The sequence below is a fragment of the Shewanella sp. SM73 genome, from assembly GCF_025653795.1.
GTDB classification, from domain to species: Bacteria; Pseudomonadota; Gammaproteobacteria; order Enterobacterales; family Shewanellaceae; genus Shewanella; species Shewanella oncorhynchi.
This window is the reverse complement of record NZ_JAKKRY010000002.1, coordinates 204,886-220,295: the sequence shown is the minus strand read 5'-3', so window position 1 is coordinate 220,295 and position 15,410 is coordinate 204,886. Positions and strand designations below refer to the sequence as shown.

Below are 15,410 nucleotides of genomic sequence, written 5' to 3'. Positions count from 1 at the left end.
AAGATGCTCCCCAGAATGCCGCTACCGGTGTAGCCCTTGAACCGTAGGTTCAAGGCGGGTAAATGATTACCTCCTAAGGCTTCTCGGTACAAGCCGAGCATGCACAATGTCAGTAAAGCATTCACCCTGAGATAAAAATTATCGGCACAGGGACATTACCAGTTGGCATGCATCCCAGGGAGCAAAACGGTATTGAATCGCTAAAGCATTGGTTTATGTTGATAATCCAGTTTAGCCATTCACTGTGCGTCAGTTTGTTTAACTCAATGAGTGTTAAATCACTAAGGTGCACAGTTTAAATCTATTTAGTTGAACGCTCAACTAAGGCACTTTCGAGGGTCGACTGCAGCAAGCTGATCCTGTCGTCCATCTGTTGCATGTAGTGTTTATTTTTTTGCTTTTCTTGGAACAACTCGTGTCCAATATTCAGCGCCGCCATAATCGCAATTTCTTCACGGCTTAGGCTATTGGTTCGGGTTTTTAACGCACTGAGTTGTTGTTCAACTCCTAACGCTACCGTACGTAAGGCATCCTCTTGACCTTTCGGGCAAGCGATAGAGTAGGTGCGCCCAAGTAGGGTAATTTCAACAGCACTGTTACTCATGTCGCGGGTGATCCTTTCGTTAGCCTCTTAGGGCGGACTATATAGGGCTGATCTTAAAAGTGCAAGGTAAGCCGCAAATGGATTGGTCTTTGACGGTTTTGTTTGCTGTTTGTGTGAGCAGTTGGATAGTTTTTTATCAGGGCGTGGCCGATTTCGCCATTATTGGGATTCAGTATTGGTTCAAGTCTTTATCTCTGCTAGCATTGCTGCTGGAAAAATCTTATTGGGATCTGATATGGCAACCCCTCCTTCGTTACGTATCGACAGCTTAAAACTCGCCTTAGATGCGGCTGAAATCGGCCAGCATCCGGTAGAAGTTCACGGTGCTTTAGTCGGTTTAATCTGCGGTGGTGTAGAGCAAACTGGCGACACTTGGATCAAGCCTTTATTCGACCTGATGAACGATGGTCAACCTTTGCCAGCGCAGTTGCACCAATTAGTGTGTGATTTGTTTAACGATTCAGTGACGCGTTTAGTGGATTTTGAATTTGGTTTCATGCCGCTGTTGCCTGAAGAAGAAGAGCCGCTCAGCCAACGTGTTGAAGCCTTGTCCCTGTGGACCCAGAGTTTTTTGACTGGCATGGCGATTATTCAGCCGAAACTGAATCAAGCCTCGGCAGAAGTACGTGAAGTGATCAAAGACTTGGCGGAAATTGCCCAAGTGGAATTTGATGTTGCCGACGATGAAGAGTCCGAAGCCGCTTACACTGAATTACTCGAGTTTGTCCGTATTGCAGCCATCATGTGTTACTCGGAATTTGGTCCTGAGCTTCCCCATGGCGAGGCTGACGATACTGCGGTGGTGCATTAATTTACCGCAGTTGTTTAATGTTCAATAAGTTAACACAGTAGTGGCTTCATTAGATGTCAAAGGTGGGCAAACCTGCCTTTGAGTCCATAGCACTGGTATTTTTGAGTGCATAGCATTGATGTTTACATCTTTTATGTTTACATGCCTTAGTGTTATGCCAAAGCTTGAATGAGATCCCCATGACGGCCACAAATCACATGGATACTTCAGTTCAACACGTCGACATCGCGATTGTAGGCGGTGCGATGGCGGGGGCGACCCTAGCGTTAGCTCTCGCGCGTCTTTCTTTATCCGCAGCTCGGCCACTTTCTATCGCCTTAATCGAAGCGCACCTTCCCGATAAGCAACACCCCGGGTTCGATGCCCGCTCTATTGCTATCGCCCACGGTTCTATTTTCGAATTATCCCGTTTAGGTTTATGGCAAAAGCTCGCCCATTTGGGCACGGCGATTGAAAATATCCATGTGTCGGATCGCGGCCACTTTGGCATGACAGAACTCAATGCGGCGCAGTTTCATTTAGATGCCCTAGGCCAAGTGGTTGAGCTTGAACGGGTTGGCCAAGTGCTGTTTAACGAGTTGAATAAGAGTAGTGTCAAACTCTATTGCCCCGCCAAGCTTGCCCAAGTAGAACCCGCCGTTGAAGGTCACACCTTAGTGCTCGATACGGGCGAGCGAATTCAAGCCAAACTTGTGGTCGCCGCCGATGGTTTGCAATCCAAAGTGCGCAGCAGTTTTAATTTGCCTGTGACCCAAGTGGCCTTTGAGCAAACGGCCATTATTGCCAATATTCAAACTGCCGATTTGCCAACCAATAGGCCTCACAAACATTGGGCCTATGAGCGCTTTACCCAAACAGGTCCCTTAGCGTTGTTGCCTATGGCCGATATTCAAGGTCAACCTCGCTTTTCTCTCGTGTGGGCGCTCGATGATGCGCGGGCTAAACAGATGCAAGACGCGCCTAAGGCTGAGTTTTTAGCGGCGCTGCAACAGGCCTTTGGTTATCGTGCAGGCACGTTTATCGATGTCAGCGCGCGCCATGCGTATCCGCTTAATTTGTCCTATATGCCAAGGCCAATTCATCACAGATGCGTGTTTATCGGCAATGCGGCGCAGACACTGCATCCGATTGCGGGGCAAGGGTTTAACTTAGGACTGCGTGATGTGGTGAGTTTGCTCGAGGTGATCCAAACGGCGCTCGCACAGGGTGACGATATCGGCTCCGCCGCTGTGACCCATGCTTACCTTAATGCCCGCGAGCACGACAGAAACAGCACTATCCGAAATATCGAATTTTTAGTCCGTGGCTTTTCAAACCAATATTGGCCTATGGCGCTGGGGCGTAACTTAGGATTACGGCTTTTGTCTTGGTTTCCGCCACTGAAAACCCCCGTCGCTCAAAAGGCAATGGGCTGGAAATAACTCAGCAATTTACTGGTATCGCAACGCGAAAAGGATGTACCCATGTTAAGTTCACAAGCCTATGACATCGCCATTGTGGGTGGCGGCATGGTGGGACTCGCCACCGCGATTGGATTGGCGCAGGCCGATCTGAATGTCGTCGTTATCGATGCGGGCCACACTGAGGCCGTGAGCGGCGAGCCGCGTTTACGGGTGAGCGCCATCAATAAGGCGAGCCAGCGCTTGTTAGAAAACTTAGGGGCATGGAGTTATTTAGACACTTCCCGCGCCACGCCTTATCAAAAAATGGCGGTGTGGGATAAAGACGGTTTCGGTAAAATTGCCTTTGATGCCAACAGCATCAGCGAAACCAGTCTCGGCGCGATTATCGAAAACGATGCCATTGGCTTTGCCCTTGCCAAACGCGCCAGTGAGTTTGACAATATCACCCATATTCAAAACCAACGCATAGAGCGCATTGCTTTTGGTGAGCGCGAAGCTTGGTTGACCCTTGCCAATGGCGCCGATTCTGAAATAGAAAGTGTCAGTGCTGCACTTGTGATAGCCGCCGATGGCGCCAACTCTTGGGTGCGCGAGCAGTGTAAGATCCCGCTGACCTTTTGGGATTACGGCCACCACGCAATCGTCGCAACTATTCGTACCGAAATGCCACACCTTGCCACCGCCCGCCAAGTGTTTTTGCAGGACGGCCCGCTAGCATTTTTACCCCTGTATGAAGACAATCTCTGCTCTATCGTCTGGTCGGTGCCGCCTGAGCGCGCCACTGAATTATTGGCAATGGATAAAGTGCAATTCGAGCGCAACTTAACCGCGGCTTTCGACGGACGTTTAGGGATTTGCAAGCTGGAAAGCGAGCGCCAAGCCTTCCCATTACGGATGCGTTACGCCCGCCATTTTGCCCGTCACCGTTTAGTATTAGCAGGCGATGCTGCCCATACTATTCATCCGCTGGCTGGCCAAGGGGTGAACCTCGGCTTTTTAGATGCGGCCAGCATTATCGAAGTGATCAGCGAATTACAGCAAGCGGGTAAAGATATCGGCGATTATGCGCAGCTGCGTGCACTGGAACGTTGGCGCAAAGCCGATGCAATGGAGATGATCGCGGCGATGGAGGGCTTTAAACGCCTATTCGAAGGTTCAAACCCAGTCAAAAAGGCGATTCGCGATCTGGGATTAAATCTGGTTGATAATGTCGCTGGGCTGAAAACAGTGTTCATACAACAGGCCATGGGCAATAAGTCGGCACTGCCTAAGTTGTGCCGTTAGCCTAGGTTGCGCTAATGTGAACTTAATCGCTCAAAATATCAGCGCATTGGTACTATAGTGCGCAAATCTGGCCTTTGCATGTAAAAAAATTACATGTTGAAGATGAGAAAATCTAATGGCAATGGCTTCGGATTAGAAAAATCTCCTGTATACAAATTTGTGACGCAAGGTATAATTTCGCCGCATTTTAGACCCTAGTATCTACACCCTACACTAGGCAGAGACCTGAAAAAGGCCGCAAAAAGGGATAACAATGGCTAACAAAACTATTCTGTTTAACAAGCACTTAGAATCAAACGCTAAGATGGTCGACTTCCACGGTTGGGATATGCCCCTCAACTATGGTTCACAAATCGAAGAACACAACGCTGTGCGTCAAGACGCGGGTATGTTCGACGTATCCCACATGACTGTGGTTGATGTGATAGGTAGCGACGCTGGTGCATTTCTACGTAAGTTGCTGGCGAACGATGTGGCTAGACTTAAAGTGCCAGGTAAAGCCTTATACAGCGGCATGTTAGATGACAATGCTGGTATCATCGACGACCTCATCACTTATTACCTCACTGACACTAACTACCGCGTGGTAGTGAACTCAGCGACCCGCGAAAAAGATCTCGCTTGGATCGCCAAGCAATCCCAAGGTTTTGATGTCACTGTGACTGAGCGTCCTGAGCTGGCGATGATCGCCGTTCAAGGTCCAAACGCAAAAGCGAAAGCCGCTGCCGTGTTCAGTGCCGAGCAAAACGCCGCCATCGAAGGCATGAAACCTTTCTTCGGTAAGCAAGCTGGCTCACTGTTTATTGCGACTACGGGTTACACAGGCGAAGCGGGCTACGAAATTATCGTCCCAGAAGATGAAGCCCAAGCCTTGTGGCAAGCATTGTTAGATCAAGGGGTTAAACCTTGTGGTCTCGGTGCCCGTGACACGCTGCGTCTCGAAGCTGGTATGAATCTTTACGGCTTAGACATGGACGAGACCATCAACCCATTGGCCGCCAACATGGGCTGGACTATTGCATGGGAACCAAGCGACCGTGACTTCATCGGCCGTAAAGCCCTCGAAACACTTCGCGATGCCGGAACTAGCAAACTTGTTGGTCTAGTGATGGAAGAAAAGGGCGTGTTACGCCATGATATGCCAGTATTTTTCACCGACTCAGCCGGTGTAGAGCAACAAGGCGTGATCACCAGCGGGACTTTCTCGCCAACATTGGGCTATTCTATTGCGATGGCACGTGTTCCTAGCTCGATTGGGGATACTGCGGAAGTCGAAATGCGTAAAAAACGTGTGGCTGTTAGAGTAGTGGCGCCAAACTTTGTGCGCAACGGTAAACAAGCATTTTAAAAAAAACGGAACAAGGAACAAGAACAATGAGCAATATTCCGACAGAACTGAAATACGCCTCTTCACACGAATGGATCCGCAAGGAAGAAGACGGTAGCTACACAGTAGGTATCACTGAGCACGCCCAAGAGCTGTTAGGTGACATGGTTTTCGTTGAACTCCCAGAAGTTGGCGACACTGTGACTGCGGGTGAAGACTGTGCTGTAGCTGAATCAGTAAAAGCGGCGTCTGACATTTATGCCCCCATTTCTGGCGAAGTGATTGCCGTGAACGAAGCGCTGGAAGATTCGCCAGAACTCGTTAACAGCAGTGCTTACGGCGAAGGCTGGTTCTTCCGCGTAATGCCTTCTGACGAATCAGAAGTCGACGCTCTGCTGGATGCTGAAGGCTACCAAGCTGTCATCGACGAAGAATAATCGTCGACGCTAACGAAGCCCTAAGGGGCTTCGTTTGTTTTAGCGCAAGATTGACATAACAACAGTCCGTTAATCAGTACCCTACAGTTCTGAATTTCGGCAAATCTGGAACAAGGTTTATCATGACCAAGCAAACCCTCACTCAGTTAGAACAGCACGATTTATTCCTACGTCGTCATATCGGCCCAGATAGCAGCCAACAGCAAGCCATGCTGAACTATGTTGGTGCTGAGTCTCTGGACGATCTGACCGCGCAAATCGTGCCTGAGTCGATCCGTTTAAGCCAAGATCTGAGCATTGGTGATTCCTGCGGCGAAGCCGAAGGCATTGCTTACATTCGTGGTTTAGCGAAACAAAACCAAGTATTTAAGAGCTATATCGGTATGGGTTACTACGGCACTCAAGTGCCAAACGTGATCCTGCGTAACGTATTTGAAAACCCAGGTTGGTACACGGCTTATACGCCATATCAGCCAGAAATCGCCCAAGGCCGTTTAGAAGCCATTCTAAACTTCCAACAAGTGTCGATGGACTTAACGGGTTTAGATTTGGCTTCTGCTTCTTTGTTAGATGAAGCAACTGCTGCTGCCGAAGCGATGGCGCTGGCAAAGCGCGTTTCTAAAGCGAAAAAAGCCAATATCTTCTTCGTTGCCGATGATGTGTTCCCGCAAACCTTAGACGTAGTGAAAACCCGCGCTGAGTGTTTTGGTTTTGAAGTGGTGGTTGGCCCTGCATCTGAGGCCGTTAACCATGAGCTGTTTGGTGCTTTGTTCCAATATACTAACCGTTTCGGTCAAATCACTGACTTCAGCGAATTATTCGCAACTCTGCGTGCGAAGAATGTGGTTGTGACTGTGGCCGCCGACATTATGTCCTTGGTATTACTGAAATCACCGGGCGCTATGGGCGCCGATGTAGTATTCGGTAGTGCACAGCGTTTTGGCGTACCAATGGGCTTTGGTGGCCCACACGCGGCCTTCTTCGTTGCCCGTGACGAGCACAAACGTTCTATGCCTGGCCGTATCATTGGTGTGTCAAAAGACGCCCGTGGTAACCGCGCACTGCGTATGGCAATGCAAACTCGTGAGCAACATATCCGCCGCGAAAAAGCCAACTCAAACATTTGTACTGCACAAATTCTGCTAGCGAATATGGCGTCTTTCTACGCCGTATTCCACGGCCCAGATGGCCTGAAAACTATCGCATCACGCATTCACCGTTTCGCCGACATTTTAGCGGCAGGCTTAAAAGCGAAGGGCGTTAACTTAGTCAACAACACTTGGTTTGATACTGTTAGCATCAAAGGCTTAGATGTTGCTGCCGTCAATGCACGCGCACTGGCTGCTGAAATGAATCTACGTTTCGATGCCGATGGTATTGTGGGCGTGAGCTTAGACGAAGCCACATTACGCACAGATATCGAAGCCCTGTTCGATGTGATCTTAGGTGCCGGCCATGGTTTAGATGTTGCTGCGTTAGACGCGCAAATCGTGAGCCAAGGTAGCCAATCGATTCCGGCGGCACTCGTGCGCCAAGATGCGATTTTAAGCCACCCAACCTTCAATCGCTATCAAAGCGAAACCGAGATGATGCGTTATATCAAACGTCTTGAAAGCAAAGACTTAGCACTTAACTACTCGATGATTTCACTGGGCTCTTGCACCATGAAGTTAAACGCAGCGGTTGAAATGCTCCCAGTGAGCTGGCCAGAATTTGCCAACATGCACCCATTCAGCCCACTGGATCAAGCCAAAGGCTTTACTCAGTTGATTGAAGAGTTGTCGACTTGGTTAGTGAACATTACAGGCTATGACGCTGTGTGTATCCAACCTAACTCTGGCGCTCAAGGTGAATACGCTGGCTTGTTGGCCATCAAGAAATACCATGAGTCACGTGGCGATGCGCACAGAAACATCTGTTTGATCCCGCAATCTGCCCACGGTACTAACCCAGCATCGGCACAATTAGCCGGTATGCAAGTGGTGGTGACGGCGTGTGATAAGCAAGGTAACGTCGATTTAGAAGATCTGAAGACTAAAGCTGCCGAAGTGGCTGAAAACCTGTCTTGCATCATGATCACTTACCCATCGACCCACGGTGTGTATGAAGAATCTATCCGCGAAATCTGCAACATAGTGCATCAGCACGGCGGTCAAGTGTACTTAGACGGCGCTAACATGAACGCTCAGGTCGGCTTAACGTCTCCTGGCTTTATCGGTGCCGACGTATCACACCTTAACCTGCACAAAACCTTCGCGATTCCACACGGCGGTGGTGGTCCAGGTATGGGCCCAATCGGCGTGAAATCACACTTAGCCCCATTTGTTGCGGGTCACGTTGTGGTGAAACCGGGCCGCGTGAGCGACAACAATGGCGCCGTATCAGCCGCACCTTACGGTAGCGCGGGCATTCTGCCGATCAGCTGGATGTACATTAAGCTGCTTGGTTCAAAGGGCCTGAAAAAGTCGACCCAAACTGCGCTGTTAAACGCTAACTATGTGATGAAGAAGCTGTCTGAACACTACCCAGTATTGTTCCGTGGCCGTAACGATCGCGTCGCGCACGAATGTATTATCGACCTACGCCCACTGAAAGAAGCCTCAGGCGTGACCGAAATGGATATCGCTAAGCGTTTGAATGACTACGGTTTCCACGCACCAACCATGAGCTTCCCTGTTGCGGGAACCCTGATGATTGAGCCGACGGAATCTGAGTCTAAGGTGGAACTCGATCGTTTCATCGATGCTATGGTGTCAATCCGCGCTGAAATCGCCAAAGTGGAATCGGGCGAATGGCCAGCGGACAACAACCCGCTGCACAACGCACCGCACACTATGGCCGATATCATGGACCCAGAGTTTGATACGCGTCCATACAGCCGCGAAGTGGCCGTGTTCCCAAGTGCAGCAGTACGCACTAACAAGTTCTGGCCAACCGTGAATCGTATTGATGATGTTTACGGCGACCGGAACTTAATGTGTAGTTGTGCCCCATTATCAGACTACGAATAATTAATAATGACTACTTGGCCTAGATAATTCGGCGTCAGCCAACACTTTTCGCTACTCATTGACACCAGTCAACTCCGTGGCGAAAAGCATCGGCTTCCTTGCCTTATCGTCGGCAGTAACGCCATTATCATTCTTCGGCTTCAGCGAATTTGAAGCATAAAAAAGCGACCGAAAGGTCGCTTTTTTTGTTGCCTGCCGCAGGATTCTGCATGCTCTTGTCGCTCTTGTATGAGCTACACCTGTGACTCGCCGTGCTTATGCTTAAATAAAATAGCCCCTGTAGGCTCTACTAAAACATCATATTTTAGAAGGTCACTGGTGCAACAATGCTGGATTTGGTGCAACTGTTCAGATGGGCGTTATGCCTGTTCTGACATTAATATCTTGTGCAGTTAACTATGAAATTTAGATATGTACTCACATATAAGTCTCGCAGATAAAATAGAACCTATATCATGATAGTCATCATCTTTATCTTTGTTACCTAAATCAATAACCGTTTTGGCAGCTAAAAAGCTAGGCTTGCAAGTTGCTTGTAGGGCTGCTTCATGTAGTGCTTGAATTTCCATTTCCAAACCTAGCATTTTTCTATATTGGTCTTTGATCTCTAGCATCATTGCTTCATCAGCAATTACAGTCGATCCTGAAGCAATAGCACCAGGTAAAATTTGAGACTTTTCTAAAAGTTTATTTCCAATAAAACCATATTTAATTTTTTTGACGATTTCTTGATTTTCTATGAATTGTTCAATACGTGTTATAACTTCATCGGGCTGCCATGATTGATGAGGTTGCTGTATAAATTTACCATCTTGATATTTACCTTCTTGATAATTCCACGCAACAGTACATACGATAACGTCTAACATGTTTACAGAGCCACTTTTTCCAGCACAAATGCCGCTCATACCAACAAATTCGGGCTTAAACATTTCTATTGCTCGAGTTGCGGTAATCGCCATGCTTACTAAACCCATATTACTTGGCTTAATACACAATCCCTTTTTATTATTGATTGTGATTTCTTGACAATTTAGACCATGTATTTCTAAGTGTTTTCCAAGTTTTGCATGTGTTTGATGGAAAGCGTTACGCTCTTTTGTTAATGCACAAAATATTAAAAAATCAAACTTAATAATTTGAGCAATTCGTTCTAATTTCTCTTTAAGCGCACTTTCCCATGGTCTACGCTCATCTGAATAACTTACGAAAGTTATCCCATTTTCATTGAATAATGTTTTATCCTCAGAGTTTGGGAGTGCTGTTAAAACAATAGCTTCGGTAAGTTTGTTTTTACTTTTGTTTTTTGCATAAATTATGTCGTTTGAAAAATTATAATCTTCGCCATTAGTTGTATCTGCTGGCATGTAAATGTCAAATATTATTAAGTCGAATTTTGTATTGTAAATTGGGTTGTAAGCATCTCTCATGCCTTCTACATGAACAATATTTAACTCATCAATAATATCTTGTTGCTCATGCCAACTTTTTATACATTCTTCGAGATTATCGAACTTGTCTTTGTTGTCTTCAATAATTAAAATATTCATTCTTGTAATAGAAACCTTTTAGTAGATATTTTCCATTGATTATCTTCACTATCAAATGAGTCGACAGTTAGTTTGGTGAAATTAAACTTCTTTTGAATTAACTCTGCCACTTCTGATATGTGAAAATAATCATTGTTTATTAGGATTTGCGGGTACTGAGTCAAAATTATAATAGGTATGTTAACCTTTTCTAGATATGAAAGTTCTCGGATAACTTCCATCCCGCCTGATGGTAGTGCTAATGATGTTCCTTCGCCTAGTTTTGCTACGTGACTAGGTAAAGACATATCTAAAATTATTTTTTCTGGAGTGTTTTCATTCAAGTATTTAATGGTGTCAGCTACTGCTAGCTTTACAATTATATCCTTATCAAGTATTCCATTATCCGTTATAAATTTTTTAATTTCAGAATACTTAAAATTATCATCCTCTACTATTAATATAGTCATGTTAGTAGTCCAACTCTATAGAGAACATTGCAGTGATTTTTGGAGGGCAGCTATTATCATCAAAGCTGTAATCTAAATTATGTATTAATTTTTCAAACTCCATACTTTTTAGTTTTATGATTCCACTGTTACCTTCAATAATGTTGGCATCGCTAATGTTATTGCTTGTTAACTTATCTTTTATTCTCTTCTTGGCTATGCAGTGTGCTTCATTGCTTACAGATTCAGAAGTTATTTTTATCGCAAGAGATTTTATCTCATCCTTGCTCTTTGGTTGAATTACTTCATAATTTAAAACTATTAATCTATTACAATTACCATGCTCTGCAATGTTATTTATTATAACTGTTAAAGAGTCGTATATAACAAAATAATGGCCTCCTGTTAGCATTTGAGTTGTATTTTCATCTTGTATTGTTGGAGAGAATTTTGGTTTTTGACTCTTAATTTCATTAACTACAACTTTCAATAATAATGATATGTCAGCGCTTTGAGTTGCATATGAAGGTTTGTTAAACCAAGAACAAACCATTGAGAATTTCTCTTCTGTGAGAGCATTAATTTCATTGGAAAACTTCTGAGATAACCGTCTGTTGATTAAGCGATTCTGGTCTTTAATGTTAAAAACTGATACACTAGATTTTACTTTTAAGATATGTTGTCTAGCTTTTGCTAAATCTCCATCAATTAAACGCCAACAATAGTCAGTAATTAATGCAGGAGCTAAGGCTACATTATCAATTTTCATATAAGACTTATACAGGGCATTGACTAATGAATTAGCTATTATAAATTTTTCCTCATTATCAATTAAGGGTGATAAAAGACCTTTTTTCTTTTTGTCACTTTTAATGTGGAAAAATTCGCCAATTAACTCATCAAAGCTTGCTATATATATATCCAACCATTTCTCCCATTCTTCAACAAAATATTGGTCAGAAAAAAGAGGCTTAAACTCTTGCTCCAAGGCCAAAGCCTTTACTTCTTCAACACCAGTACCTTTCGCTGTTCCATGTCGTATTCTTCTACCAAGGTAAGAATTAATACCATATATTTTATTATTAACGAATTCATTGTAAGAGTCAGAAATAGCTATTCCAATAGAGTTCTCTGGGTTTAGGTTTGATGTTAGGTTGGACCATTCTAAATTTATTTTTCGATTTTCTAATATATCTAAGTTGTCAAACTGAAGTGCTAGTTGGTTATTTATGTTGTCAGTTATCCATTGTATTACGCGTGCTGGTTCCGCATATATCCTTGAATCATCTATATGCTGTCTGTGTTTATTGATTTGAATATCAATTCTTGTATTTTTTGCTCTGTCATGATATTTTTTCTCTCCTGTAATATCACCATACCAGTCAAATAAATCAGCTCTAATATATAGGGCTTGATTTGGTCGTACATCAATATTAAATAATCTACTGATAAATATTTCATCGAATGACATCAAAAAATAATCTGTTATTGAGGGAGATATCTCGTAGAATGATTTTAATGTTTCTAAAATATCTCCGTCAAATTTACTTGCGCATAGGTTTTGAAACACTTTACGTAATTCAAAGTCAGCATCATCGTCGCCACCTAGTGATGATGCAGTTAATAAACATAGAGCAATTAACTTTACCTCTAAATTTTCCGTCCTGTTTTTAATAGTCTCAATATATTCTGGTAAGCAAAGTGACGCAATGTCACGAGTTCTTGACATTAATTTTATAAAAATAATTTCATCATCTTTGTTATTTATCAAGCAGCCATCAACTTTATTAATTAGATAGTCGAATGCTGAAGAGTTCTCAAATATTGAACAGCTTTTTTTATCAAATTTATTCAAGTTTATAGAGTGTGATTTAGTATCTTCATATCTTAAATCAGAGATGCAGTTTAAACTACCAAAATACTCTTTAATTACCTCTGATTCATATGCGGTTTTAATTCTTAATGTTGTATCTGGTAGATTAAAATAAGGGGCGTGGACTGTTTTGTATTTTAAGCAATCATCCTGCTCAATTAATAGATAAGCTTCTCTGTAAAAGCTAATCTCAAAATCAGAGTCGGGTGAGTTTTGATAGTATGATAGGTTGATTTTTATTAATGCTATTTCATTTAGTATTGCTTGGATTTCTATCGGGAATGAATATTCTTCAGTATGAAACTTCATTCTTTTTGTAAGGCTAAGATATAATAGTGAGTCTAGTAGTGAGTATGATAAGTGTGCATTTAAGTTTTTAATAAAATCCTCTTCATTGCTTGGCGAGTGACTAATAAAACTTAAAAGAATTCTTTTGCTGTAATCTTGTATATTTGCATTTGATATTTTTGAGCATATAGTAAAGTAATCAGCTCTGTCACTGATTATTTGTTTTACACCATCATTAATATTTGTTAAATTGCTAATCTGAATTTTATTTAGAATTTCATCGATTAGCGTTGCATAATGGCTATGTTCGTGAATATATTCCAGTCTGTTCTTTAAAAAAATTAAAAGTCTGTATAAAACTAATGAAACCCCCTTGTTGTCTATCAGTTTTATACAATTGTTTATTGCTTCTTTGAAGTTCTTATTATTAATGTTTGAGTATATTTCTTTGACTATAATTAGACATTTTTTCAAGTTTTCACTGCTGTGGTTTATTATTTGAATTATTTCATTTTGGTTGTATTCGCATATGTCAATTAACTTCTTAGGTACTTGGCTGTTAAAATGTCTTGTTAGTGAGTTGTTATTGTATATCGGACTTGTTCTTAATATCGTTAAGGCTTGTTTTGTTTTGTGTTGTGTTTGGTTGTTGTTTTTTCTATTTTAATTAATGCTTTTTCAATATCGTAGTAGTTGCTTAGCGCTCCAGGTAGTCCTCTAAGTATATTTCTGGCTAGAGGGTGTGAAACTTGAAGTAGATCATTTATTGTTTTCATTTATAAACCTTAATTTTTTTATTTTTATGGAATCCATATCTGGGAATATTTTATAGTTATTGATTTTTGAATTTTTGAATTTTTGAATTTTTGAATTTTTGAATTTTTGAATTTTTGAATTTTTGAATTTTACTTCCCGACCTCGCGCTTACTCAAACACCTTTGTGCGACTTGATAAATAATTTGTTCTACTTGTTGCTGGGTAAGGGCTTGGGTTCTGAGTGTTGGGATAGTGCCGACTAATTGTTTGTGGTTGACGATCGGGAACGGTGGTTTTGATTGACTCGTGACATACCAGCCGGGGAATACTAGGACTGGGGTTGAGGATACTGGTGTTCCTGTGGCTTTGGTTAACCATTGGCTGACCCATTGGGCTTGGCGCTGCGCTTGTTCGATTGGTTTGGTTTCTGTCCACGAGGGGAAGTTTAAGCGCCCGTCTTTGTAAAATACTTGATAACCTTTTTTACCAGAGCTTGGGCCATTTCCATTGGTTTGGAGTAGGTCTTTGTTCCGTTTATGGCGGCCTTTGGTTTCAATCGCGAATACGCCATTTTTGCCGATAACAAGATGGTCGATATTAAAGCCGTCGGCTTGCACATCGTGAAACACTTGATAACCGAGTGCTTGTAAGCCTATGAGTTCATTTGCTGTGGCAATTTCAGCGGTATGACCGAGGCGTAATTTGATGAGCTTGGAAAAGAGTTTCCAGGTTTTAATGCCGAAGTAAATTACTCCTATTAAACCTGTTAAGGCGAACAACCAAGGGAATTTTCCGGCTGTGATATGCGCTTGGATGCTGCTGGCAGCAAATGGAAGGCAAACAATCAATAGTCCAATCATCATGCAGCCGATTAAATCTAATTGCAGATCATGGATTTGCTGTTGTAATCCATAGGCGGGGATACGGGCCAGTTGCTCACGATCAACGGGCAGCTTGACGGTTGCATCGCGATGTTTGAGCAACACATACATCACACCCACTGTGACAAGTAGGCCAGATAGAAGTATCCCGTAGGATAAAAGAATGCTGCTGAAATCGGTCATTTACGTCCCTGAAGTAATGCGAGTCAATAGTTAACCCGATGACATAACCCGCTAATCAAATGTACTTATTATTTTGGAAAGTGGTGGCAGACTTGTCTGCTTAGAGTTTGGGCGCACATTGCTGATTTGCTTCTTCTTCCCTAAATGGCGTGCTCGATGATTGAGTTCGAGTTTGCCCTGCATTTTCCTGAGTGGTCACACTTTTTACTTTGTGGTCACACTTTAACCCGCTCTATACGGTTTAATCAATGCGCTTTATCACAAAAACGTATTTTAAATAACAACTTGTATACAAGTTACTCTGGGGAAAAGATCTGATAGGCATCATTTGTCGCGTCGCGTTTTTAGATTCTGATATTTTTCCTTACTAAACTTGCCGATCTACACAAGTGTTAAACAAGATTAAGCACTTCATGTAAATAACTGCCCCTAGTAAGGATATTTTATATTGCCTCATCGGACCAGTTTCAAGTGTCAACATACTAATTATAATATTTTTTTGAGTTTTTTATCATTATTCTCCCATACTTAATATTTATTCTGATATTGGCTGTGACAAAACTTATTAGTCTGT

Annotated in this window: 12 protein-coding genes and 1 other RNA gene; 6 read left to right on the top strand and 7 right to left on the bottom strand. The window is 43.1% G+C overall.

All coding sequences use genetic code 11. The annotated features are described in order from the left end of the window. Nucleotides 1–3: 3 nt before the first annotated feature. Both ssrS and L5M51_RS04155 read right to left on the bottom strand, forming a co-directional pair. A non-coding RNA gene (gene ssrS, locus L5M51_RS04160) (6S RNA) lies at nucleotides 4–184 on the bottom strand. Between the two features lie 117 nt (nucleotides 185–301). Next, a complete protein-coding gene (locus tag L5M51_RS04155) occupies nucleotides 302–604 on the bottom strand; it encodes a cell division protein ZapA (protein ID WP_105250206.1) in 303 nt (100 codons plus the stop codon). 235 nt (nucleotides 605–839) lie between these two features. Here L5M51_RS04155 and L5M51_RS04150 point away from each other — a divergent pair, with 235 nt between their 5' ends. The 6 genes from L5M51_RS04150 to gcvP all read left to right on the top strand — a co-directional run bounded on the left by L5M51_RS04150 (nucleotide 840) and on the right by gcvP (nucleotide 8,877). After that, entirely contained in the window at nucleotides 840–1,415 is a 576-nt protein-coding gene (locus L5M51_RS04150; protein WP_105252998.1) for a UPF0149 family protein, read from the top strand. Between the two features lie 179 nt (nucleotides 1,416–1,594). Further along, on the top strand, nucleotides 1,595–2,836 hold the full coding sequence (ubiH, locus tag L5M51_RS04145) for a 2-octaprenyl-6-methoxyphenyl hydroxylase (protein ID WP_263171741.1): 1,242 nt from the start codon (nucleotides 1,595–1,597) through the stop codon (nucleotides 2,834–2,836). A gap of 42 nt (nucleotides 2,837–2,878) precedes the next feature. After that, nucleotides 2,879–4,102, top strand: coding sequence for an FAD-dependent monooxygenase (locus tag L5M51_RS04140; RefSeq protein ID WP_263171739.1), 1,224 nt, complete (start codon nucleotides 2,879–2,881; stop codon nucleotides 4,100–4,102). A gap of 253 nt (nucleotides 4,103–4,355) precedes the next feature. After that, nucleotides 4,356–5,450 carry a glycine cleavage system aminomethyltransferase GcvT gene (gcvT, locus tag L5M51_RS04135; protein ID WP_173247415.1) on the top strand — a complete coding sequence of 365 codons (1,095 nt, stop codon included), beginning with the start codon at nucleotides 4,356–4,358 and terminating at the stop codon, nucleotides 5,448–5,450. Nucleotides 5,451–5,476: 26 nt separating this feature from the next. Continuing rightward, nucleotides 5,477–5,866 carry a glycine cleavage system protein GcvH gene (gene gcvH / locus L5M51_RS04130; protein ID WP_011845766.1) on the top strand — a complete coding sequence of 130 codons (390 nt, stop codon included), beginning with the start codon at nucleotides 5,477–5,479 and terminating at the stop codon, nucleotides 5,864–5,866. A 122-nt stretch (nucleotides 5,867–5,988) separates the two neighbouring features. Then, the gene (gene gcvP / locus L5M51_RS04125) at nucleotides 5,989–8,877 is read left to right on the top strand and encodes an aminomethyl-transferring glycine dehydrogenase (protein WP_263171737.1); all 2,889 of its coding nucleotides are present in this window, start codon (nucleotides 5,989–5,991) and stop codon (nucleotides 8,875–8,877) included. 392 nt (nucleotides 8,878–9,269) lie between these two features. Here the strand turns inward: gcvP and L5M51_RS04120 are convergent, their stop codons facing one another. From L5M51_RS04120 to L5M51_RS04100, 5 genes are all read right to left on the bottom strand, one after another. Further along, nucleotides 9,270–10,427 carry a hypothetical protein gene (locus L5M51_RS04120; RefSeq protein ID WP_173496727.1) on the bottom strand — a complete coding sequence of 386 codons (1,158 nt, stop codon included), beginning with the start codon at nucleotides 10,425–10,427 and terminating at the stop codon, nucleotides 9,270–9,272. Further along, nucleotides 10,424–10,876, bottom strand: a complete 453-nt coding sequence (locus tag L5M51_RS04115) for a hypothetical protein (protein ID WP_173496728.1) — start codon at nucleotides 10,874–10,876, stop codon at nucleotides 10,424–10,426. Before L5M51_RS04115 ends, L5M51_RS04120 begins: the two co-directional genes overlap by 4 nt. A 1-nt stretch (nucleotide 10,877) precedes the next feature. Beyond that, entirely contained in the window at nucleotides 10,878–13,490 is a 2,613-nt protein-coding gene (locus L5M51_RS04110; RefSeq protein WP_263171735.1) for a hypothetical protein, read from the bottom strand. Between the two features lie 140 nt (nucleotides 13,491–13,630). Continuing rightward, nucleotides 13,631–13,792, bottom strand: coding sequence for a hypothetical protein (locus L5M51_RS04105; protein ID WP_263171733.1), 162 nt, complete (start codon nucleotides 13,790–13,792; stop codon nucleotides 13,631–13,633). Between the two features lie 129 nt (nucleotides 13,793–13,921). Further along, a complete protein-coding gene (locus L5M51_RS04100; protein WP_263171730.1) occupies nucleotides 13,922–14,836 on the bottom strand; it encodes a nuclease-related domain-containing protein in 915 nt (304 codons plus the stop codon). Nucleotides 14,837–15,410 lie beyond the last annotated feature (574 nt).

Bases quoted from the DNA above. Each gene is read 5' to 3' on its own strand.
- gcvP (WP_263171737.1), top strand. From the start codon at position 5,989: ATGACCAAGCAAACCCTCACTCAGTTAGAACAGCACGATTTATTCCTA.
- gcvH (WP_011845766.1), top strand. From the start codon at position 5,477: ATGAGCAATATTCCGACAGAACTGAAATACGCCTCTTCACACGAATGG.
- L5M51_RS04105 (WP_263171733.1), bottom strand. From the start codon at position 13,792: ATGAAAACAATAAATGATCTACTTCAAGTTTCACACCCTCTAGCCAGA.
- L5M51_RS04150 (WP_105252998.1), top strand. From the start codon at position 840: ATGGCAACCCCTCCTTCGTTACGTATCGACAGCTTAAAACTCGCCTTA.
- ubiH (WP_263171741.1), top strand. From the start codon at position 1,595: ATGACGGCCACAAATCACATGGATACTTCAGTTCAACACGTCGACATC.
- L5M51_RS04120 (WP_173496727.1), bottom strand. From the start codon at position 10,427: ATGAATATTTTAATTATTGAAGACAACAAAGACAAGTTCGATAATCTC.
- L5M51_RS04115 (WP_173496728.1), bottom strand. From the start codon at position 10,876: ATGACTATATTAATAGTAGAGGATGATAATTTTAAGTATTCTGAAATT.
- L5M51_RS04155 (WP_105250206.1), bottom strand. From the start codon at position 604: ATGAGTAACAGTGCTGTTGAAATTACCCTACTTGGGCGCACCTACTCT.
- gcvT (WP_173247415.1), top strand. From the start codon at position 4,356: ATGGCTAACAAAACTATTCTGTTTAACAAGCACTTAGAATCAAACGCT.
- L5M51_RS04100 (WP_263171730.1), bottom strand. From the start codon at position 14,836: ATGACCGATTTCAGCAGCATTCTTTTATCCTACGGGATACTTCTATCT.
- L5M51_RS04140 (WP_263171739.1), top strand. From the start codon at position 2,879: ATGTTAAGTTCACAAGCCTATGACATCGCCATTGTGGGTGGCGGCATG.